The 22,857-nt window shown below is 42.8% G+C and carries 19 protein-coding genes; 16 read left to right on the forward strand and 3 right to left on the reverse strand.

From position 1 onward, the window contains the following. Positions 1–265: 265 nt before the first annotated feature. A complete protein-coding gene (locus tag ACWICE_RS17330) occupies positions 266–1,651 on the reverse strand; it encodes a LutB/LldF family L-lactate oxidation iron-sulfur protein (RefSeq protein WP_185218547.1) in 1,386 nt (461 codons plus the stop codon). Positions 1,652–1,835: 184 nt separating this feature from the next. Further along, on the reverse strand, positions 1,836–3,590 hold the full coding sequence (gene aspS / locus ACWICE_RS17335; RefSeq protein WP_454298879.1) for an aspartate--tRNA ligase: 1,755 nt from the start codon (positions 3,588–3,590) through the stop codon (positions 1,836–1,838). 435 nt (positions 3,591–4,025) lie between these two features. On the opposite strand from aspS, the gene mraZ reads away from it, so the two are divergent. The 15 genes from mraZ to ACWICE_RS17410 all read left to right on the forward strand — a co-directional run bounded on the left by mraZ (position 4,026) and on the right by ACWICE_RS17410 (position 21,356). Further along, positions 4,026–4,499 (forward strand): division/cell wall cluster transcriptional repressor MraZ, encoded by a 474-nt coding sequence (mraZ, locus tag ACWICE_RS17340; protein ID WP_454298880.1) that lies wholly within the window; start codon positions 4,026–4,028, stop codon positions 4,497–4,499. Continuing rightward, positions 4,486–5,403, forward strand: a complete 918-nt coding sequence (gene rsmH / locus ACWICE_RS17345; protein ID WP_454298881.1) for a 16S rRNA (cytosine(1402)-N(4))-methyltransferase RsmH — start codon at positions 4,486–4,488, stop codon at positions 5,401–5,403. Before mraZ ends, rsmH begins: the two co-directional genes overlap by 14 nt. A 12-nt stretch (positions 5,404–5,415) precedes the next feature. Continuing rightward, a complete protein-coding gene (locus ACWICE_RS17350) occupies positions 5,416–5,826 on the forward strand; it encodes an FtsL-like putative cell division protein (RefSeq protein WP_185214335.1) in 411 nt (136 codons plus the stop codon). Between the two features lie 16 nt (positions 5,827–5,842). After that, a complete protein-coding gene (locus ACWICE_RS17355) occupies positions 5,843–7,969 on the forward strand; it encodes a penicillin-binding protein (RefSeq protein ID WP_185214336.1) in 2,127 nt (708 codons plus the stop codon). A gap of 1 nt (position 7,970) precedes the next feature. After that, a complete protein-coding gene (locus ACWICE_RS17360; RefSeq protein ID WP_454291287.1) occupies positions 7,971–9,428 on the forward strand; it encodes a UDP-N-acetylmuramoyl-L-alanyl-D-glutamate--2,6-diaminopimelate ligase in 1,458 nt (485 codons plus the stop codon). A 5-nt stretch (positions 9,429–9,433) separates the two neighbouring features. Beyond that, a complete protein-coding gene (mraY, locus tag ACWICE_RS17365; RefSeq protein WP_185214338.1) occupies positions 9,434–10,678 on the forward strand; it encodes a phospho-N-acetylmuramoyl-pentapeptide-transferase in 1,245 nt (414 codons plus the stop codon). A gap of 9 nt (positions 10,679–10,687) precedes the next feature. Beyond that, positions 10,688–12,061 carry a UDP-N-acetylmuramoyl-L-alanine--D-glutamate ligase gene (murD, locus tag ACWICE_RS17370; RefSeq protein ID WP_454298882.1) on the forward strand — a complete coding sequence of 458 codons (1,374 nt, stop codon included), beginning with the start codon at positions 10,688–10,690 and terminating at the stop codon, positions 12,059–12,061. A gap of 11 nt (positions 12,062–12,072) precedes the next feature. After that, positions 12,073–13,266 carry an FtsW/RodA/SpoVE family cell cycle protein gene (locus tag ACWICE_RS17375; protein ID WP_185214340.1) on the forward strand — a complete coding sequence of 398 codons (1,194 nt, stop codon included), beginning with the start codon at positions 12,073–12,075 and terminating at the stop codon, positions 13,264–13,266. Positions 13,267–13,278: 12 nt separating this feature from the next. Then, on the forward strand, positions 13,279–14,385 hold the full coding sequence (murG, locus tag ACWICE_RS17380; RefSeq protein ID WP_313261148.1) for an undecaprenyldiphospho-muramoylpentapeptide beta-N-acetylglucosaminyltransferase: 1,107 nt from the start codon (positions 13,279–13,281) through the stop codon (positions 14,383–14,385). After that, positions 14,382–15,740 carry a UDP-N-acetylmuramate--L-alanine ligase gene (murC, locus tag ACWICE_RS17385; protein ID WP_454298883.1) on the forward strand — a complete coding sequence of 453 codons (1,359 nt, stop codon included), beginning with the start codon at positions 14,382–14,384 and terminating at the stop codon, positions 15,738–15,740. The genes murG and murC overlap by 4 nt, the downstream gene beginning before the upstream one ends. After that, positions 15,730–16,560: a cell division protein FtsQ gene (locus ACWICE_RS17390; protein WP_185214343.1), complete on the forward strand. Its 831-nt coding sequence runs from the start codon at positions 15,730–15,732 to the stop codon at positions 16,558–16,560. The genes murC and ACWICE_RS17390 overlap by 11 nt, the downstream gene beginning before the upstream one ends. A gap of 33 nt (positions 16,561–16,593) precedes the next feature. Beyond that, entirely contained in the window at positions 16,594–17,976 is a 1,383-nt protein-coding gene (gene ftsA, locus ACWICE_RS17395; RefSeq protein ID WP_185214344.1) for a cell division protein FtsA, read from the forward strand. Positions 17,977–18,117: 141 nt separating this feature from the next. Continuing rightward, positions 18,118–19,824 (forward strand): cell division protein FtsZ, encoded by a 1,707-nt coding sequence (gene ftsZ, locus ACWICE_RS17400; RefSeq protein ID WP_185214345.1) that lies wholly within the window; start codon positions 18,118–18,120, stop codon positions 19,822–19,824. 131 nt (positions 19,825–19,955) lie between these two features. Continuing rightward, positions 19,956–20,141 (forward strand): histone H1, encoded by a 186-nt coding sequence (locus ACWICE_RS17405; RefSeq protein ID WP_185214346.1) that lies wholly within the window; start codon positions 19,956–19,958, stop codon positions 20,139–20,141. A gap of 78 nt (positions 20,142–20,219) precedes the next feature. Next, positions 20,220–21,356 carry a sugar phosphate isomerase/epimerase family protein gene (locus tag ACWICE_RS17410; protein ID WP_185214347.1) on the forward strand — a complete coding sequence of 379 codons (1,137 nt, stop codon included), beginning with the start codon at positions 20,220–20,222 and terminating at the stop codon, positions 21,354–21,356. A 50-nt stretch (positions 21,357–21,406) separates the two neighbouring features. On the opposite strand, the gene ACWICE_RS17415 is transcribed toward ACWICE_RS17410, so the two are convergent. Then, positions 21,407–22,051 (reverse strand): response regulator transcription factor, encoded by a 645-nt coding sequence (locus ACWICE_RS17415; RefSeq protein WP_185214348.1) that lies wholly within the window; start codon positions 22,049–22,051, stop codon positions 21,407–21,409. Positions 22,052–22,385: 334 nt separating this feature from the next. Between ACWICE_RS17415 and mscL the strand changes: the two genes are divergently transcribed. Continuing rightward, positions 22,386–22,793, forward strand: a complete 408-nt coding sequence (mscL, locus tag ACWICE_RS17420; RefSeq protein WP_185214349.1) for a large-conductance mechanosensitive channel protein MscL — start codon at positions 22,386–22,388, stop codon at positions 22,791–22,793. Positions 22,794–22,857 lie beyond the last annotated feature (64 nt).

Genomic DNA, 22,857 nt, shown 5'->3' on the forward strand with positions numbered 1-22,857 from the left:
ACAGTTCCTGCACCTTTCGGTGCAGAATGACAGGGCCTGATGGAGGAGAACCGAACGGATTCTTCACTGACCGTTCAGAATTGGAAATGCGCTGGAGTTGTATTCATAGAAAGCTAAAGGAGCATAGTCGAGCCACATCCTAGTTCATTCCCCTTTCTTGGTCTATCCTCAACTCTGTTGAATCCTGGTTCATTCCCAGATCTTGGTCCATCCTCGAATCCCGAACATCCTGGTTCAAAAAATGGACCTGTTCAATAAGATTTATCTACTTATCTTTCTGTTTTTCTTTCCATTGCTGGGAAAAAGATTTATCGGCGATTTTTGGAAGTTCGCGTTGGTTTCCCCAAGCTTTCTTGAAGAAGTTTCGGACAAAGAAGTTTTTGGTCTTTCCTCCGAAGAAATCAAGGAGTTTTCTTTTTTGGATTGCCCAAGTGAACATGCTCCAGCCTTTCTTCTCTACTGAAGAAACCAGGTCTTGTTGAACGGCATCCCTTCTGTTTACCAAAAGCATCTTTTGGATATCGATGCCTACCGGACAGACCTCTGTACATTTTCCGCATAAGGAAGAAGCATAGCTGAGATGCTTGAATTCTTTCATGCCATTCAAGTGAGGTGAGATCAGGGAGCCAATAGGACCTTGATAGGTTGTTTCATAAGTATGGCCACCAATATTTTGATAGATTGGGCATACATTGAGGCAAGCGCCACAACGGATACAGTACAATCCTTGGCGTTGCTCTTTCTGTTCAAGTACATTGGTACGGCCATTGTCCAAGAGGATGACATACATCTCCTCAGGGCCATCGTATTCCGTGTTTTTCCTTGGGCCAGATAAGACGGTATTGTATACCGTTAGATTTTGACCAGTTCCATGGGTGGCCAATAAAGGCCAGAAAAGGTCTAGGTCGTTTATGCTCGGCAATATTTTTTCGATCCCTACAACGGCGATATGCACTTTAGGGAAGGTGGTAGTCAATCGGGCATTTCCTTCATTTTCGGTAATGGCGATGGCACCGGTATCTGCCAATAGGAAGTTTGCTCCTGTGATTCCGATATCGGCTTGGGTATATTTCTCTCGCAATATTTCCCTGGCTTTCATCGTGAGCTCTTCAGCTGTAGCTTCCAATGGGGTGTCAAACTTTTCATGGAAAAGTTTCGCAATCTCCTCCAAGCTGAGGTGCATGGCAGGAGTGACGAAGTGATACGGTTTTTGACCAAGCAGTTGAATGATAAATTCACCCAAGTCACTTTCAATGGTCTCAATGTTTTTCTTTTCCAGGAAATGGTTGAGCTCAATTTCCTCGGTGGCCATGGATTTGGATTTTACTACCGATTTGGCTTGGTGCTGTTCCATGATCTTCCAGATTTCCTCCCGAGCTTCTTCAGCATCGTTTGCCCAAATGACCTTGCCGCCATGCGCTGTAAAATTGGATTCAAAATCCAGGAGATAGCGATCCAGATTCTCTATTACCTTCCATTTGATCAGGTTTGCCTTGATCTTGGAATTTTCGAGATCTAGGAACTTACTTTTCCCTTTTTCAAAAGCATGCTCATACTTATCAATGTTATTATTGATAATCTGTCTATGCTGTAAATCGAAGGATTTTGAAGCACTATCTTTCAGGAATTTCTCAGCTACTGTCTGTGCCATAGGGATGTTCTGTTGCTCATGCAAAAATAAAGGTTGAGCGTGATAATCAACCAATTTTAAAGATAAAAAAATATCTGCTAAAGGCAGTAAAATGTTTATAACTAAAGCGCTGTTCAAAATTTGAGCTATGAACAAAAAAATAGCGGTCAATTTTCGTTGACCGCTATTTTTGCTTTTGTGTTTTTTATTTTTTCGGTTCGATTAAGCTGATGCTTAGTTCGTCCAGTTGTTCTTTGGCAATTTCAGCAGGAGCATCGATCATGACATCGCGTCCGGAATTGTTTTTCGGGAATGCGATAAAGTCACGGATGGTTTCCTGACCTCCTAAGATTGCGGTCAAGCGGTCAAGGCCGAATGCTAAACCACCATGTGGAGGAGCTCCATATTGGAAAGCATTCATTAAGAAGCCAAACTGCGCTTGTGCCTGTTCAGGAGTAAAGCCTAGGTGCTTGAACATCAAGGCTTGCATATCCTTGTCGTGGATACGGATAGAGCCACCGCCGATTTCATTTCCGTTCAACACCAAGTCATATGCATTGGCACGAACCTTTCCTGGGTCAGTATCCAATAAAGGCATATCCTCGATTTTCGGAGATGTAAATGGGTGGTGCATAGCGTGGAATCTTTCCGTTTCTTCATCCCATTCCAATAACGGGAAGTCTACTACCCATAGTGGAGCAAATTCGTTCGGCTTACGTAAGCCCATGCGATTTCCTAATTCCATACGCAGGGCGCTTAATTGCGCTCTTGTTTTATTTGCAGGTCCAGAAAGGATTAAGATCAGGTCGCCAGTTTGAGCGCCGGTTACCTCGGCCCATTTAGCTAGGTCAGCCTGGTCGTAGAATTTATCTACTGATGATTTATAAGTTCCATCAGCTTCACATTTTACATAGACCATTCCAGAAGCACCTACTTGGGGACGTTTAACCCAGTCAACTAGCTCATCGATCTGTTTTCTAGTGTAGGAAGCAGCGCCTGGAACTGCGATACCAACAACCAATTCGGCATTGTTGAAGATCGCGAAGTCCTTATGTTGAGCTACGGTATTCAGTTCGCCAAACTTCATTCCGAAACGGATATCTGGTTTGTCGTTGCCATAGGTGCGCATCGCTTCGTCAAAAGTCATTCTTGGGAATTGATCCAATTCGATTCCATGGATGGACTTTAATAGGTGACGGGTCATTCCTTCGAATACGTTCAAGATATCTTCTTGTTCTACGAAAGACATTTCACAGTCGATCTGTGTAAACTCAGGTTGTCTGTCAGCACGTAAATCCTCGTCACGGAAACATTTCACGATTTGGAAATATTTATCCATTCCACCCACCATCAACAGTTGTTTAAAGGTCTGTGGAGATTGAGGAAGTGCGTAAAACTGACCAGGGTTCATGCGTGATGGAACGATGAAGTCACGGGCACCTTCAGGTGTGGACTTTATTAAATAAGGTGTTTCGATCTCGCAGAAATCTAGGGCAGATAAATAGTTTCTTACCTCTTGGGTTACCTTATGACGGAACAATAGGCTGTTCTTTACGGGATTTCTACGGATATCCAGGTAACGGTATTTCATACGGATGTCTTCACCGCCGTCTGTTTCATCTTCTATAGTAAAAGGAGGTAATTTTGATTCGTTCAGTACCTCAAGGTTGCTGACTTTGATTTCAATTTCTCCGGTAGGGATTTTAGGGTTTTTGCTGGAACGTTCAATAACGGTACCTGTAACCTTAATAACATACTCTCTTCCCAATTCGCGGGCTTGGCTACGAAGTGATTCATTGTCTTCGGTATTGAAAGTTAGCTGAGTAATACCATATCTATCACGAACATCAATAAAAGTCATTCCACCTAAATCGCGTGATTTTTGTACCCATCCGCTCAGGGTTACGGTTTTTCCTAGGTCTTCAATTCTTAATTCGCCACAAGTATGTGTTCTGTGCATGATTATCTCAATTTTATTGAGCCACAAAATTATCGCATTTATGCGAGAATAAAGAATATTTAAGTAATAACCAGAAGGAGGGTTGGACTTGAGCAAAAGCCCTATGAAATCTAGGTCAAAAAATAGCCGATTCTACCACTTTGCCCCACTCGACATGTCATTTGGTTCCAGTTGCTCCACTTCGCCCCACTTTTGCTGTTTTTTGAGTCTACAATTCCTTAAAAACAAGAGAATTGGGGCCAAATATTACTGTTATGGAGATGATTTTTACAATTCTTAATTTATTGTATTTCAATGTTATTATGCTTTTAAAGTGCAATAAAGGGCTTTTTTGTAGTTGATAGGCTATGTGGAAAACTTTTTTGTGGGGCATTGTGGGAGATTGTGGGAGAAAGTGTATACTTTTACATTAAAATTAGAGTAGAATTATAGGAAATGATTCAATTAATCGGAGAATTCGAATGCAAGCTAGACACCAAAGGAAGAATGGTGGTCCCTGCTGCGCTCAAAAGGCAACTGCCTGATGTAGAGCGTGAGGGGCTTGTTATGAATCGCGGTTTTGAGAAGAATTTAGTGATCTATACCAAAGAAGAATGGAGCAAGAAGATGCACCAGCTTTCGAAATTGAACCAGTATAACGAGAAGACCAGGAACTTTATCCGTCAGTTTATGCGTGGTGCTACGGAGCTTTCTTTGGATTCTGCAGGTAGGGTTCTTTTGCCAAAATCATTGCTGGAATATGCCAATATCAAAGGTGAGGTTTTCTTGCAATGTCAGTTTGATAAGATTGAGGTTTGGGCGAAAGACGAATACGAAAAAATGATGGACAATAGTACTGACGAGGATTTTTCTGCATTGGCTGAGGAGGTAATGGGTGGATTTAACTTTGCAGGAGATGACAATGAATAATGAAATTGGATATCATGTTCCTGTGATGTTGCAGGAATGTATCGACGCACTAGCGATAAAGCCAAACGGGATTTATGTAGACGTGACATTTGGGGGTGGTGGACACTCGAAGGAAATCCTGAAGCATTTGGGGCCAAATGGCAGATTGATCGCTTTTGATCAAGATCCAGATGCGATTAAAAACACACTTCCTGATGATCGATTTACATTGATCCATCAAAATTTCAAGTTCTTAAAAAATTATTTGCGCCTGGAAGGGGTGAAACAAGTGGATGGGGTTTTAGCTGACCTTGGTGTTTCATCGCATCAATTTGATGCTGCAGACCGTGGCTTTTCCATCCGTTTTGATGCGGATCTGGATATGCGAATGGATCAAGTAGCTGATTTGGATGCCCGTAAAGTACTGGATACCTATGCTGAAGAGGAATTGCACAGGATTTTTGGGATGTACGGTGAGATCCAGAATGCGAAATCCTTGGCCAAAACCATTGTGACGAGCCGATTGAGCAATCCGATCCAGACGGTGGCCGAGTTGAAGCAGGTGATCCAGAAATTGGTTCCTAAAGGCAAAGAGCATAAATATCATGCTCAGGTTTTTCAAGCCCTGCGCATTGAGGTGAACAAAGAGCTGGAAGCCTTGCAGGAGTTTTTGGAGCAGACCTCATTGGTCTTAAAACCGGAAGGTCGTTTGGTAGTCATGTCATACCATTCATTGGAAGACAGGTTGGTAAAGAATTTCATGGCCAAAGGGAAGTTTAAGGGCGAAGTGGAGAAAGATTTCTTTGGGAATGAGATCAAGCCATTTAAAGTGATCAGTAGAAAAGCGATCGTTGCTTCGGAAGATGAAGTAAAACAGAACAACAGAGCACGCAGTGCGAAGTTGAGGATTGCGGAAAAAATATAGTAGCGAAGGTATATGGCAAAGAGAAATACTATAAAGCAAAATGAACTGAGTGAGGAAGTGCAAGAGGAGATGTCTGATGCACTGGAGGAAAAGGTTGAGGAAACCCAAGACTTCCTGAAGACCTTCTTTTCTCAGAAAAAGCTTTCTACATACCTAGTTGCCAAGAATCTGCCTTTCGTGGCATTTCTTGCCTTATTAGGTTTGCTGTATATCTCAAACCGTCACTTGGCAGAGAACACGGTTAGAAGGATCGATAAGTTGGGCAGGGAAGTGAAGGAGTTAGGTTGGGACTATAAATCGTTGAATGCCGAGTTGATGAAATTGACCACGCAGACAGAGATTGCAAAACGTGCGGATACCTTGGGCTTGAAAGAAAGAACGGAACCGCCAATCAAGTTGGAGATAGTAAGGGAAGTAAAATAAAGATTAAGACCAAAACATGAATATTAGGAAGTCCATATTGATTAGGGTGTACCTGGCGTTTGGCCTGATGGTTTTTGGTGCTTTAATGGTATTTGGGAAATTATTGCATTTGCAATATGTGGACGGTGATAAGTGGCGTGAGATTGCAGATAGCTTGACGATACGCGAACGCGTAATCGAAGCGGCGAGAGGAAATATTTATTCCAATGACGGAAGTTTACTGGCTACTTCTGTTCCGGAATATGAGATACGGTTTGATGCGATGGCCATTCCATCCGAGCACAACAATGTGTTCAATGCTCGGGTGGATTCTTTGGCCAGTAAGCTAGCGACCTATTTTAAGGATAAATCGGCCAGACAGTACCTGACTCAGTTGAAAGAGGCAAGGGCTAAAAAACAACGTTACGTTTTGATCAAGCGTAATGTATCACACCAACAGTTGAAGGTCCTAAAGACCTTTCCTTTGTTGAGAAACTTTAAGGAAGAGAAGGAAAGATTCTCCAGTTCTTTGATAGCAGTAAGAGAAAACAAGCGTATCCTGCCATTCACGAATTTGGCAGCCCGTACCATTGGTTATAAAAACAGCAAGGGCGATACCGTTCGTGTTGGATTGGAAGGTGCTTACGGAGATTATATCGAAGGTAAGAGCGGGGTGCAGTTGATGCAGCGTATTGCTGGTGGGGTATGGATTCCGGTAAACCGTGAGATGGAGGTCGCTCCAACCGATGGTTCGGATATCATTGCCACCATTGATGTGAACATGCAGGACATGGCGCAACGTGCCTTGGAAAAACAGCTGATCATCAGTAATGCAGACAACGGTTGTGTGATCCTGATGGAGGTGGAAACTGGAGAGGTACGTGCGATTGCCAACTTTACCAGAGATGGTGAAGGGGTATATAGAGAGAAATTTAATTATGCCATTGCGCAAGGTGCTGACCCTGGTTCAACTTTCAAGGTTGCGTCCTACCTGGTGGCATTGGATGATAATAAGGTTGACACCAATACAGTGATCGATATCGGTAATGGTACCTGGAAAGTTCCTGGCCATACCATTAGAGATTCTCACCCACCGAAAAAATCAAAGGTGACCATCAAGGAGGCATTTGAAGAGTCTTCCAACGTGGGGGTTGCCAAAACGATCGGGAATGCATATGGCAAGAATCCAGAGAAATTCACTGGCAAATTGCACGAGTGGGGAATGGCCAAGCCATTAGGCTTGCAAATTCCCGGTGAGGCAAATCCTTGGGTGAAAATGCCGGACAGCAGGTCTTGGAGCAAGCTGTCCTTGGTACAGATGGCCTATGGATATGAGTTGAAATTAACGCCATTGCAGACATTGACCTTGTACAATGCAGTTGCCAATGATGGTAAGATGTTGGCTCCATTGTTTGTAAAAGAAATTCAACACCTAGGTTCAACGGTTAAGAAGTTTGAAGCTAGGGTGATCAATAAGCAGATTGCTTCCAAAGAGGCGATCGGTAAGATGCAGAAGATGATGGAAGGGGTGATGGTTGAAGGGACCGGTAAGAAATTGAAGAGCCCACTTTATTCATCTGCAGGTAAAACAGGTACAGCGCAGATGGCTGATGGTGCAAGGGGATATGGAGCGAGAAGATACCAATCATCATTTGCAGGTTATTTCCCAGCGGAGAATCCAAAGTATTCGATGATCGTCGTGATTCGTAATCCTAGGAATGGATACTATGGTGGTTCGGTAGCAGGTCCTGTATTTAGAGAGTTGGCTGATATGGTTTTTGCAAATGACCTGTCATTGCACAAGACATTTAACAATAGAAAAGTAAATGTAGCTGGAAATAAAGTTCCATATACTTTGAAAGGTTCTAAGGATGCTACGGCGAAGGTCTATGAGATGTTGGGCGTGCAGGCCGTGAACTGGAATTCCATTGTTGCTGCTGATAAGGATTCAGCGAACCATTCGGCGGGCGCATTTACAGTGGCAGAGTTTAAGGAAGGTGTAGTGCCGAACGTGAAAGGAATGGGATTGGTAGATGCAATCTACGCGATGGAGAATGCGGGATTCAAGACCACTGTAAGGGGAAAAGGAAGAGTAATAAATCAATCATTGGTTGCTGGTCAGAAATTAAAACCTGGCACCCATGTTCTAATAGAATTGAATTAATATGTTGTTGAAAGAGTTGCTACATGCCATTCCGGTAATTGATTACCGAGGGTCTCTGGACACAGAGGTTAGCTCGCTATGCTTGGATTCAAGAAAGGCGGTTAAGGGCAGTGTATTTGTGGCAGTTCGTGGGCATCAGACCGATGGACACCTTTTCGTCAATAAAGCGATTGAATCAGGTGCTTCCGTGGTGCTGGTAGAAGAATTACCAGAGGAAATCAAGGAAGATGTAGTTTATGTGGTAGTCGGCGATTCGGCTTATGCACTGGGTGTAATGGCCTCTACATTTTACGGAAATCCATCCTCGAAACTGAAGTTAGTGGGCGTGACAGGTACCAATGGGAAAACGACCGTGGCTACCTTGCTCTTCAACCTGTTCAGCAGATTGGGTTTTCATGTAGGCCTATTGTCTACGGTACAGAACCAGATCGGTGAGCGCATTGTTGAAGCGACCCATACCACTCCAGATCCCATATCATTGAATTCCCTGTTGAAGGAAATGGTGGAAGATGGATGTGACTACTGTTTTATGGAAGTGAGTTCGCATGCTGTTGTTCAGCAGCGTATCGCAGGGTTGAAATTTGCGGGTGGCATCTTTACCAATATCACGCATGATCACTTGGACTTCCATGGAACTTTCGCCAACTATATCAAGGCGAAGAAAAAGTTCTTTGATGATTTAGACAGATATGCATTTGCATTGACCAATATCGATGATAAAAATGGTCAGGTGATGCTTCAGAATACGTTTGCCCATAAGAAAACCTATGGCTTGCACCAAATGGCGGACTTTAAGGCAAAAATCTTGGAAAGCCATTTTGATGGGATGTTATTGCAGGTTGACGGACAGGAAGTGTGGGTGAAATTGGTCGGTGATTTCAATGCCTATAACCTATTGGCAGTGTTCGGTGCTTCCATTTTATTGGAGCAGGAGACTGTAAAGGTGTTGATGGCTTTGAGTGAGATCACTGGTGCTGAGGGGCGTTTTGAAACCTTAAAATCTACTACAGGTGTGGTTGCCATTGTGGACTATGCCCATACCCCTGATGCGGTGGAAAATGTTCTGGAAACCATTGGCGGATTGAGAAAGCCTGGTCAACAGATCCTGACGGTGTTGGGTTGCGGTGGAGACCGTGATAAGACTAAACGCCCAGAGATGGCAGAAGTAGCCTCACGATTGAGCGATAAAGTGGTCCTGACTTCGGACAATCCAAGAACGGAAGACCCTGCTGCCATTATCAAAGAAATGGAAGTTGGTATTCCTGGAGATAAGCGCAAGAATGTTTTCTCGATTACAGATAGAAGAGAGGCTATCCGTGCTGCTTTCCATCTAGCACAACCAGGGGATGTGATCTTGGTCGCTGGAAAAGGACATGAGAAATACCAAGATATCAATGGGGTGAAAAATCACTTTGACGATAAAGAGGAATTAATAAAGATTTTTAACGAACATAATTAGACTGCATGCTTTACTATTTATTCACTTGGCTTAACGAGCACGTACATATTCCAGGTGCTGGATTATTCCAATATATCTCGTTTCGTACGGCCATGGCAGTCATCCTTTCGTTAATCATCACAACGGTATTTGGTAGCCGATTGATTCGTTTACTGCATCAAAAACAAGTGGGAGAGACCATCCGTGATTTAGGATTGGAAGGTGAGAAGAAAAAACAAGGAACCCCTACAATGGGAGGTCTGATCATCATCGCCGGTATCTTGATCCCAACATTGCTCTTTGCAAAATTGGATAATATCTACATCATCCTGATGATCATTACAACAATCTGGATGGGTGCAATCGGGTTCTTGGATGACTACATCAAAGTATTCCGTAAGAATAAAGAAGGATTGGCTGGGAAGTTCAAGGTGATTGGTCAAGTGGGATTGGGCGTATTGATCGCGATCACGATGTATTTCCACCCTGAGATTGTTGCTAGACAGCAAGTGGCAAATCCTACTTCTTCAAAACCGGTGGAAGTGATCATCAATCCATCAACAGGGGAGAAGACCTATGCCGAGAATGTGAAGTCTACCAAGACGAACATTCCTTTTTACAAAAACAATGAGTTCGATTACGCCAAAGTGTTGGACGTATTCGGTATCAATAGCCCTTTGGCAACGTTCTTTGTTTTCTTGGTTGTTGTCGTGTTTATCATCACGGCAGTCTCCAATGGAGCGAATATTACAGATGGGATCGATGGCCTCGCCACGGGAACCTCCGCTATTATGGGGATTACCTTGGCCATATTGGCCTATGTATCCGGTAACATCATTTTTGCGGATTACCTGAACATTATGTTTATCCCGAATTCGGGTGAGCTGGTAATCTTCGCGGGTGCATTTGTTGGAGCCTGTACAGGTTTCCTTTGGTACAATGCCTACCCTGCACAGGTATTTATGGGAGATACGGGTAGTTTGGCGATCGGTGGTATCATTGCTGCTTTCGCGATCCTGATCCGTAAGGAATTATTGATTCCGGTATTGTGTGGTATTTTCTTGATCGAGAATCTATCGGTTATCCTTCAGGTTTCTTACTTCAAGTATACCAAGAAGAAATATGGCGAAGGCCGAAGGATTTTCCTGATGTCGCCTTTGCACCACCATTATCAGAAAAAGGGTTATCATGAGTCCAAGATCGTGACGCGATTTGTGATCGTGTCGATCATGTTGGCCATATTAACCATAGTTACATTGAAAGTAAGATAGTAGAAGAAGATGTCGAATATAGCACACACATATTACCCTCAAACTGGCCGCCTAGTGATCTTAGGCGCAGGCGAGAGTGGAGTTGGTGCAGCGATCCTAGGTAAGGATAAGGGTTTTGATGTGTTTGTGTCAGATATGGGAACGATAGCTGATACGTATAAAGCCACTTTGGAAAAAGAGGGGATTGCATTTGAAGAGGGGCAGCACACACAGGAATTGGTAATCAACGCCGATCTAGTGGTGAAGAGCCCAGGGATTCCGGAGAAGGCTCCATTGATAAAAGAACTAAGAGGTTTAGGCCTACCGATCATTTCGGAAATCGAGTTTGCAGCTCAATATACGGATGCCAAATTATTGTGCATCACGGGTTCAAACGGCAAGACAACATCAACCTTGTTGACTTACCATGTATTGAAGAATGCAGGTCTGAATGTAGGTCTAGCTGGAAATATAGGAAATAGCTTTGCCTTGCAGGTAGCTAGAGAGCAACATGATGCTTACGTTTTGGAGATCTCCAGTTTTATGCTGGATGATATGTACCACTTCCGCGCTGATGTTGCCGTGATTTTGAATATCACACCCGATCATTTGGATCGATATGATTATAAGATGGAGAATTATGTGGCCTCGAAGTTCCGCATGGTTCAAAATCAAAAGCCGACGGATTACTTTATCTATTGTAAAGATGATCCGGAGACGATGGCAGCCCTGGAGAAACATCCAACAGCAGCAATGCACCTGCCATTTACACAGGAAGGAACCGTAGATACCGGTGCGTATCTGGACGAGGAGAAGAATTTGAACATTTTAATACCAAATAGAGAAGCTTTTATCATGAATATCGAAGAATTATCACTGCAAGGCAAGCACAATGTTTACAACAACATGGCTTCAGGACTGGTTGCTAAGGCTCAGGAATTGAGGAACCAAACGATGAAGGAGAGCATGGGTTCATTTGTGAACGTGGAACACAGATTGGAGCATGTAGCTTGTATCGGTGGGGTTAATTATATCAATGATTCTAAAGCGACCAATGTCAATTCGGTTTGGTATGCACTTGAGAGTTTCTCTACGGATATCGTATTGATCATGGGTGGTGTAGATAAAGGCAACGATTATGAAATGTTGAAAGACCTTGTGAAATCAAAAGTGAAAGCAATCATCTGTATCGGAAAGGATACGGGCCGTATTCATGAGGCTTTTGAGGATGATACGGATGTAATCGTCAATAGCGCCTCGATGAGTGATGCTGTTCAGATCGCATCTCATTTGGCGAAGAAAGGTGATACCGTATTGTTATCGCCAGCATGTGCCAGCTTTGACTGGTTCAAGAACTACGAAGATCGTGGTGATAAATTTAAGGAAGCGGTAATGACTTTATAATTAGGAGGACAATGGAATACATTTTTTCTAAACTAAAAGGCGATAAATGGATCTGGATCATTGTGATCTTGCTATCCATTTGGTCACTATTAGCTGTTTATAGCTCAGTAGGCACCTTGGCATACAAGGAAGGAAAAGGTACAGAACTTTATTTATTCAAACACCTTTTCATCGTTGTTGCTGGTTTAGTGATGATGTATCTATCACATAAGTTGGATTACCGCTATTATGCTGGGATATCCAAGTTGTTGATGGTAGTCACGATTCCATTGTTGTTATATACCCTTGTTTTCGGTAGCAAGGTAAATGATGCCAGCCGTTGGTTGACCATTCCGGTGATCAATCAGACTTTCCAGACTTCGGATTTAGCGAAATTGGCCTTGATTACCTTCTTGGCGAGGATGCTGTCCCGTAAACAAGAGGAGATCAAGGACGTGAAGAAATCCTTTATTCCGATCATGGGAGCGGTTTGTTTTGTGTTCGTATTGATCGCATGGGCAAACCTTTCGACAGCCTTGATGCTGTTTGGGGTGAGTGTATTGTTATTGTTGATCGGTCGTATCAGTTTTAAACAGATTGCAGTGGTGTGTATGGGCGGAGGAGTGCTGTTGATGCTGGTGATCTTTATGGGGCCTAGACGAGCTACTTATATCAGCCGTATTCAGGGTTTCTTCAATACAGAAGAAGTGCATGAAGGGAAAGGGTCCTTTCAGGATGATAAAAACTACCAGGCAAACAATGCCAAGATAGCGATTGCTACGGGTGAGATGTTTGGTAAAGGTGTCGGTAACAGTGTTCAGCGTAACGTTTTGCCTCACCCATATTCAGATTTTATTTTCGCCATTATCATTGAGGAGTATGGCACGATCGGAGGGGCGGTGTTGCTCTTCCTGTATATAGCATTGATGTATCGATGTATCCGGATTGTCACCTTAAGTCCGCGGGCCTTCGGGGCATTTCTGGCAGCCGGGTTGGGCTTCAGTCTGACGATTCAGGCTTTGGCAAACATGGCGGTTGCCGTTGGTCTTGGACCAGTGACCGGGGTTCCTCTTCCATTAGTGAGTATGGGGGGAACATCGATCTTGTTTACGAGTGTAGCCTTAGGGATCATCCTAAGTGTGAGCCGTAATGTTGAAGAGTTGAAAGTTAAAGAAGAAAAAGAAGTTGTAAAGGCTCCACGCAAAGTGGTAGTTGGCTCAATTTAATTGAAATATTGAATGGCGCATCGAGTAATCATAAGTGGTGGTGGAACCGGAGGGCATATCTTCCCGGCGATAGCGATAGCCAATGCGTTAAAAAACCTGTCTCCAGATATTGAGATCCTGTTCGTAGGGGCAAATGGCAAAATGGAGATGGAAAGAGTACCGGCAGCGGGATATGAAATCGTAGGACTGGATATCGTTGGGATCAACCGTCAGTCCTTACTGAAAAATATAAGTCTTCCATTCAAGATGTTGAAAAGCTTGTGGAAGGCGAGGAAAGTTCTTAAAGAGTTTAAAGCGGAAGCGGCAATTGGTGTTGGCGGATATGCATCTGGACCATTATTGATGATGGCGAATATGATGGGGTTGCCGACGGTAATCCAAGAGCAGAATTCCTTTGCAGGGGTGACCAACAAAAAGTTGGGTGCTAAGGCCAAAAAGATCTGTGTTGCCTATGAAGGCATGGAAAGGTTCTTTCCGGCAGACCGCGTTTTGTTGACCGGTAATCCGATCCGTAAATCTTCAGTAGCCATTGAAGGTAAACGAGAGGAAGCTATCCATGCTTTTGGATTGGACCTGGACAAGAAAACCTTGTTGGTTACTGGTGGAAGCCTTGGTGCATTGACCTTGAATGATAGCATTAAAGCCGGTTTGGAGAAATTGGTGGCAGCAGGAATACAGGTAATCTGGCAATGTGGTAGCTACTACTACGAGAAATTGAATGCTGAACTGGCAGATCAATTACCGGAGACCATCAAGTTGATGCCATTCTTAGAGCGTATGGATTATGCTTATGCAGCAGCTGACGTTATCGTGGCGAGAGCAGGAGCAGGGACCATATCAGAATTATGTGTGGTAGGAAAGCCAGTGGTCTTGGTGCCATCGCCAAATGTAGCGGATGACCATCAGACCAAGAATGCAAATGCCCTGGTTGAAAAGGATGCCGCCCTGATGGTGAAAGATAATGTGGCTCGTGAAGAGCTGGTGCCTACGGTCTTGGCTTTGTTTCAGGGTGAAAGCAAGCAGAAAGAACTAGGCGAACATATTCTGAAATTGGCTTTGGCTGACGCAGATGAGGTGATCGCACAAGAAGTATTGAGTATAATAGAAAATAGAAAATGAATATCGACAAAATAAAAAGAGTTTATCTACTGGGTATCGGCGGAATCGGCATGAGCGGATTGGCTCGTTATTTTAGTCGTTTGGGCTGTGAGGTGACCGGTTATGACCGTACCTCAACAGAGCTTACCAGAACATTAGAAGCGGAAGGCATGCCGATCAGTTATGCTGATGATTTGGATACCGTTCCTGCTTCTTTTAAATCGGCAAGCGATGAAACCCTGATCATTTTCACACCTGCTATTCCAAAGGATCTAAAATTGAAAGCGTTTTTTGTTGATCACGGACATGAACTTTTCAAACGCTCTCAGGTACTTGGTTTTATCTCTGCAAGTAGATTTACCATTGCAGTTGCAGGTACACATGGAAAGACAACAACTTCGACCATGGTAGCACATGTTTTGAAACATTCTGGTTTTGATTGCTCAGCCTTCTTAGGCGGCATCAGTACCAATTATCAAAACAATGTTCTCTTTGGAGAAAATGATGTAGTGGTGGTTGAGGCCGATGAATATGATCGCTCATTCCTGACCTTGCATCCGAATATTGCCATCGTGACGTCTGCGGATGCGGATCACTTGGATATCTACGGCGATCCTCAGGAGTTGATTACTTCTTTTGAGATGTTCCTGGATAGGGTCGTAGATGGCGGAAAGAAAATCGTAAAGATTGGATTGCCTTTTTCAGGTGATATCAGCTATGCAAGAGAGCAGGTTTGTGATGCCTATGCAGAAAATGTAAGGGTGGAAAATGGAGAGTTCTATTTTGATTACCACTCTGCAGATTTAGTGATAAAGGATATCCATTTAGGGATTCCAGGATTGCACAATGTTGAAAATGCAGTTGCGGCCATTACGGTTGCTCATCTTTTGGATATCCCTGCTGATAAAATCGTTGCGGCATTATCTGATTTCCAAGGCGTGAAAAGACGCTTTGAATATATCGTGAAGTCTGATAAGAATGTGTACATCGATGATTATGCACATCATCCAGAAGAGTTGAGGGCATTTTTGACCTCGATGAAAAAACTGTACCCAAACAAGAAATTGACGGTAGTTTTTCAACCGCACCTTTTCAGCAGGACCAGGGATTTTGTTGATGGCTTTGCAGAAGTGTTGGGCTTGGCAGATGAGTTGCTATTGATGGAAATCTATCCGGCGAGGGAATTGCCAATCCCAGGTGTTGACTCAAGATGGTTGCTGAACAAGATCGAATTGGAAAACAAGCGTTTGGTAAGCCCTGAGGAAGTTCTGGAAATCGTGAAAACAGAAGATCCAGAATTATTGGTAACCGTTGGAGCTGGAGATATTGACAAATTGGTGAAACCTCTTAAAGAAGAATTGAACCATGCTAAATAGAATAAGAAATATACAATGGCGTCAAGTCGGCTATTTTTTCTTAGGATTAGTGGCCATCGTAGGTGTCGGCATGTTGATGAGCTTGGTCAACAAGAAAGACCAAGTGCAAGAATGTACCGCACTCAAAGTGATGGTAGAAGGAAAGGAGACTTTCATTGATCAGAATGATATTTCATCGATGATCAAGGAGAAGTTTGGAGCAGTGGTAGGCAAGCAATTGAACCAATTGCCATTGCAACAGATCGAAACGGAATTGAAAAAATCACCATATGTATCCAATGCTGATGTTCATATGGATATGGATGGTACAATGCGCGTTTCCGTTCAGCAGCGCGAGGTTGTTGTCAGGATTATCAATCAAGGTGGGCAGGAGTTCTATGTAGACTCCAAAGGAAATAAGATTCCAGTGACCTTAAAATATGTACCGCATGTCATGGTTGCAAACGGAAATATCAAAGAGGGCTATAAGAAGTCTTTGGAGCCTGTACAGAGCCAGTTGGTGAAAGACCTGGTTAGGATCGTTGAGGAAACAAAAGCAGATGAGCTTTGGAGCAACCAGATCGTCCAACTTTATGTAAATGATGAAAGAGATATCGAGATCGTTCCTAGAGTGGGCAGCCAACAATTGATCATCGGAAATGCAGACTCTTTAAGCTACAAGTTGGAACGTTTGAAGAAGTTCTATACGCATATCCTTCCAAGGGTAGGCTCCGATGCATACAGCAAGGTGAACGTGAAGTATAGCGGACAGATAGTCTGCGAGCGCAAGGGCGATTGGTTTATCGATAGCCTGCAAATGAAAATTAACAAGAAGATTTAAGAAACAAATTACATACAGCATCAAACACAGCATATGAAACCTAGAATTGTAGAAAATGAAAAAGAAAATCCAATTATCGTTGGATTGGACATCGGTACGACAAAGATCTGCGTAACTGTAGGTCGTCGTAGTGGATCGAACAAGGTTGAGTTATTAGGTGTAGGGAAAGCGGAATCTGCCGGCGTAAATCGTGGAGTTGTTGCCAACATCCAGAAGACCGTTACAAGTATCCGTGAGGCTGTTGCTGTGGCTGAAGGTCAATCCAATGTTGACATCAAAGTTGTCAATGTAGGTATTGCCGGACAGCACATCAAGAGTATCCAACACCGTGGTATTTTAACAAAGAATGACGATGATGAAATCGGACGCCTGGATATCGAGCGTTTGATCTCGGACATGTACAAGTTGGTACTGCCTCCGGGAGAAGAGATCATCCATGTCTTGCCACAAGAATTTACCATTGACAACGAACCTGGTATCAAGGAACCAATCGGTATGGCGGGAAGAAGAGTGGAAGCTAACTTCCATATCATCTCTGGTCGTGTTACCGACATCAAGAACATCAAGAGATGTGTGGACAACTCGGACCTTGAAGTTTCTGAATTGATTCTTGAACCTCTTGCATCATCCGAGGCTGTGTTGGATGAAGAGGAAAAGACTGCAGGTGTTGTGTTGGTGGATATCGGTGGTGGAACTACCGACGTTGCTATCTTCCATGAGGGCATCATCCGTCATACGGCTGTTATTCCTTTGGGAGGAAATATCGTTACGGAAGATATCCGTCAAGGTTGTGCCGTATTGCGCAATCAAGCTGAGCAATTGAAAGTACGTTACGGATCAGCTTTAGCCGATGAGAACAAAGAGAACGAGGTTATCTGTGTACCTGGTATCAGAGGAAGAGAAGCTAAAGAAATTTCCGTTAAGAACTTAGCATATATCATTCAAGCGAGAATGGAAGAGATCATCGAGCACGTGTTCTACGAAATCAAATCTTCAGGTTATGAAGACAAATTGATTGCAGGAATCGTGATCACTGGTGGTGGTGCACAATTGAAGCACTTGGTTCAATTGGTAGAATATATCACTGGAATCGATTGTCGCATTGGATATCCGAATGAATACCTTGCAAAAACCGATATGTTGAACAAGCAGGCATTTGAAGAATTGAAGAGCCCATTGTATGCAACCGGTATCGGTCTATTGATCAAAGGGATTCAGTCGATCGAGGAAGAAGAGAAAAGGAATGAAGAGAAATTCATCAAAAAGACTGCGCCAACACAAGGAAAAGTGAAAGAAGGCGTTAAAGAAATAGCGGAAGGTCAAAACAAAAAAGAAGGGTGGTTGACTCGTTTTTTAGGCGATTGGATCAAAGATGGGGCGGATATAGACGACGACACATTCATCGGTAAGAAATAATTATCAACATCGACTTGTTTTTTCCACATTTTAACAAATGTGGAAAACTCTTGTTAAGAATTTGGTAATATTACATTAGAATTGTTGACTTGCGTTGTGTTAACGTAAAGGCTTGATGAAGAATTAAATAGGATAAAATATATGTCGATACAATTTGAAATGTTAAAGGAGAACTCATCAATTATCAAGGTAATTGGTGTAGGTGGGGGCGGCGGAAACGCAGTCAATCACATGTATAAGCAAGGAATTAGTGGTGTTGATTTCATAGTTTGCAATACAGATGCGCAAGCTTTGGAGCTTAGCCCTATTCCAAACAAGGTGCAATTGGGAGCGAGTCTTACAGAAGGTATGGGTGCTGGCGCTGATCCTGATGTTGGTGAAAACTCAGCTATCGAAAGTATTGAGGATATCAAACGCATGTTGGGTACCAATACAAAGATGCTTTTCATTACTGCAGGAATGGGTGGTGGTACTGGTACTGGAGCTAGTCCGGTGCTTGCCAAGGCAGCAAAGGAATTAGGAATCTTGACCGTTGCTATCGTTACAACTCCATTCACATTCGAAGGTAAACGTCGTCGTATGCAAGCAGAAGACGGTTTGGGAGAACTTCGCAAATACGTTGACTCTTATCTAGTTATTTCAAATGACCGTTTGCGCGAAATCTTCGGGAACCTGACGATGACTGCTGCATTTGCCAAAGCAGATGATATCTTGACCACTGCGGCCAAAGGTATAGCAGAGATCATCACCATCCCTGGATATGTAAACGTCGATTTCAAGGACGTTCGTACCGTTATGAACGATTCTGGTGTTGCGATCATGGGTAATGCTGTGGCAACAGGTGAACAACGTGCATTAGATGCTGTAACAGGCGCGTTGGCATCACCATTATTAAAAGACAATGAAATTGAAGGTGCTCGTTACATCCTATTGAACATTACTTCCGGTACCCGTGAAGTAACCATGGATGAGGTTGCGATCATTACAGACTATATCCAAGAAAAAGCTGGCCTTTCAGCTGACTTAATCTGGGGTAACTGTATCGATGCAAACTACGAAGAGGAACTTTCAGTAACCATAATCGCTACTGGTTTTCAGACTTCTGAAGAGCGTGTGAAGGAAAAAGAAATGGAAAAGATTGCCATTCCTTTGACTCCTGAGGTATCGACTTCAGCATTCGTTAAACCGGTAACGACCAATCAATTCGTGGATAGAAGCAATACTGAAGCTAGTGCTTTCGTGAAGCCTAGTACGCCAGTTGACTCGCCATCGAATCAAGCTCCACAAAGCGACTTGTTTTCAAACAAAGCAGCAGTAGCTGCCCAACAAGCAAATGCAGTGGAAAAAAACGAATCTCAAATCGTTCGCCATACATTGGAATTAGATGATAACTCTGATGTGGAAGAAATTGAGGAAGATCCAAATCCACATGGGTTTGAATTAAAGACTTCGCCATCACTGTTCGAGTTCAAGTTGCCTACTGTATTTGATACATACAAACCTACTGAAGAGAAGGAAGAGCCAACTCCAGAACCAGTGAACGAAGTTGTTCAGCCAAAAGCTGAAATCGAGTTGGAAGAAGCGAAGAAAGAAGAAACTAATTTCGAAGATCAGTTGTTGAAAACCAAGGAGCGTATCCTTCGCCTGAAAGAACTGAGCATGAAGTTGAAGTCTTCAAATGGTCTTCAAGAGCTTGAGAATGAGCCAGCTTACAAAAGAAAGCAAAAAACATTGGATGATGTTCCTCATTCCTCAGAATCTCAGGTTTCCCGTTTCACCCTATCTTTTGATGATGGTGAGACTGAAATCAGACCGAATAACTCCTTTCTACACGATAATGTAGATTAATCTTATCCTATTTAATAAATAAAGGGTGGCTTGAAAAGGTCACCTTTTTTGTTTTTTAGATTTTGTTTATAGAAAAAAGATGCTAATTTTAAGTGAGTTACTATTAAAAATTATAAATAAATCTAAAAGTTATGGCAAGTATTGATAAATTCAAAGAGTTGAAGTCTCTAATTGACGGATTAGAAAATGACGCAGACAAGTTTTTTGCAAAAGGGAATAGTGCCGCTGGTACACGAGTAAGAAAAGGCCTGCAGGATATCAAGACATTAGCTCAAGATCTACGCCTAGGAATCCAAGGTCTGAAAAACAAGAAATAAAGATCTTTAAACCCTATTAAGAACTAAGCCCATTATTGGGCTTTTTTTATGTGTATATTCGAATAAACTAGATATAAGATGAAACAGATCCAGAATCCCATTTGGCTGATGAGCTCCGCATACGACCAGTTGGGACAATCCGAACTATTAGATACTGCTGCCCAATTAGGTGCGCAGGGAATTGATCTCTGTGTGTTCCGTAAGGATGGTTCCAGGGCTGACCATACCGCTACCCATTTGGATTACGAAGGCTTCGGTCCAGAGGAGGCCAAAAGAACATTGGAAGCCTTCAATAATAAAGGGCTAAGGCTGTCTTTGGGGGCTTTTGAGAACATGATCGGTGGTGATGAGGGGGAAAGGCTGAAAAACCAGGACCATCTCTTAAAACTGATCAGAATAGCTCATTTGCTGGGTGGAGATGAAAACAATGTCATGGTGGGGACATTCGTAGGCTATAACCATGAGCTGGGTAACCAAATCGATGGCTTCCAAAAGAACCTCGATGAATATAAACGGGTTTTCGAGCCCATCATCCGCTATGCAGAAGACCTGGGCGTAACGGTGGTCTACGAAAACTGTCCGATGGAAGGATGGCGTTCCTCTCGTTACACAAGTACCTTCAACAACCTGCCCGGCGTATTGGCAGCTCGCAAACTAATGTACACGATGATCCCTAGCAAGGCACATGGAGAGATATACGATCCTTCCCATGATATCTGGCAGAATACAGATCCCGTGGAGGTAATTGAAGAAATGGATATCGAGCGATTGAAGCGTGTACATGTAAAAACAACTAGGATGCTGAGCAGCAAGGCTAGGGTAGAGTGGGGCGGAATGTATCCCATGCAGCAGGTGCATGCTGAACTTGCTAAACGAGCGGGTGTCAGTGTGCCCCAGAGCGATTGGGACCGTCATCATTATACCGCGATGCTTCCGGGTTTTGGAGGTACTGATGATATGGACTGGAACAGCTTTGCGGAGGTTCTGCATGAGCGCGGCTTTTCAGGGCCCTTTGAAATTGAAAACGAAGCGAAGAATTCCAAGGACACGCATAATATGGCGGCGATCAACCAAGGTGCCAAAGCCTGTATCAGCTTCCTTTCACCATTGCTCTGGAAGCTAGATGCCAATGGATATGAATTTACCGAGCAGAAGCCTTTAAATGTAGTTTCGCGAGAAGACATTCCCGTGAAGAGCATGGCTGATCTGACCTAAGGGTTTTAAACCATAGGCAGAAGATAAAAAAATAAGGAATAACCGTTTGGTTATTCCTTATCTGCGTTCATTTTGAACAGCGATATCAAATCTGGGATGTTGTGTACACCCAGCTTCTCGAAGATTCTACTCTTATAGGTACTCACTGTGGATGAGCTCAGGTTCAACCTGTTTGAAACCTCAATGATTCCCAATCCTTCAATTAAGTGTCTTGCCACGTCCATTTCGCGATTAGAAAGTTTGTACAGAGGGTTCAGGCTATCCACCTTGGATTTACTGGTCGTCAATTTTTGAACATAGAGGTCCTTAATGGCTTCTGACATATAGCGTCCGCGTTCAAAAATGCTATTGATGGCATTGGTGAATTCGGTCATGCTAGTCGTTTTGTTGACATAGCCCGCCGCACCAGCCTCTATATAGCGAAGGGCGTACAGGGTCTCGTCATAAGAAGAAAAGACTAAGATTTTTAAGTCAGGTTGAATGTCCAACAACTCCTTGATCACCTTGATGTTATTTCCTCCCGGCATATTGATATCTAGGAGAAGTAAATCAAAATGTGTTGTCTTTAATTGTGCAAATACCTCATCATATGTTTGCGCATGGACTATCTCAACCGCTTTTAAAGTCTCTTTAATGGCAGTTGAAACCCCCAGTCGGACAATAATATGGTCGTCGGCTATTAATATTTTTTTCATAAAGTTATTACACAAATTACCCTAGATTCACATGATTTTTTTGAATTTCTCAACGTATAGATTTGGGTTGAAAAATTGTATTTAGTAGTTAATTTGTTTCCTCAAATATAATAATTTTATATGTATTCGTTCTCTTTAAAAAATAATTTAAAGTTTTGTGTGCGGCTACTTCAGTACAAGTACCTAGTATACAATAAAAATACTCATTTATTTTGAAAATAATTTTAGTTTGTGAATGTAAACCGCTTTTTTTGTAAGATATTCAATACATTACACAACTATTAAGGGAAAAACAATTTAAACATATTATATTCACTTTTAGACTATTTAACTTATGGGATTTTTAAAAGAATTTAAAGAATTCGCTATGCGCGGCAGCGTGATTGATCTAGCTGTCGGTGTTGTTATCGGTGGCGCGTTTGGAAAGATCGTTACCTCCTTGGTCGATGATATCATCATGCCTCCTATTGGATTCATTACCGGTGGTGTGGATTTCTCCGCCATGAAGTATGTTATCAAAGAAGGAAACGAAGCAGCAGGTGTTGCCGAAGTGGCCGTAACGTATGGTAACTTCATCAACGTGTTGATCCAGTTCCTGATCATTGCTTTCTGTATTTTCTTGGTGATTAAAGGGATCAATTCTTTGAAAAGAGAAGAACCAAAAGAACCAGAAGCAGCTCCAGCTCCTACAAAAGAGGAAGCATTGCTTGCTGAGATTCGCGATATTTTAAAAAATAAATAAGCATAAAATATATGCTCTAAAGCAAATTATGAGGGTTATTGGCCCAAATAATTTGCTTTTTTTT

Source organism: Sphingobacterium sp. NPDC055346 (assembly GCF_053645235.1).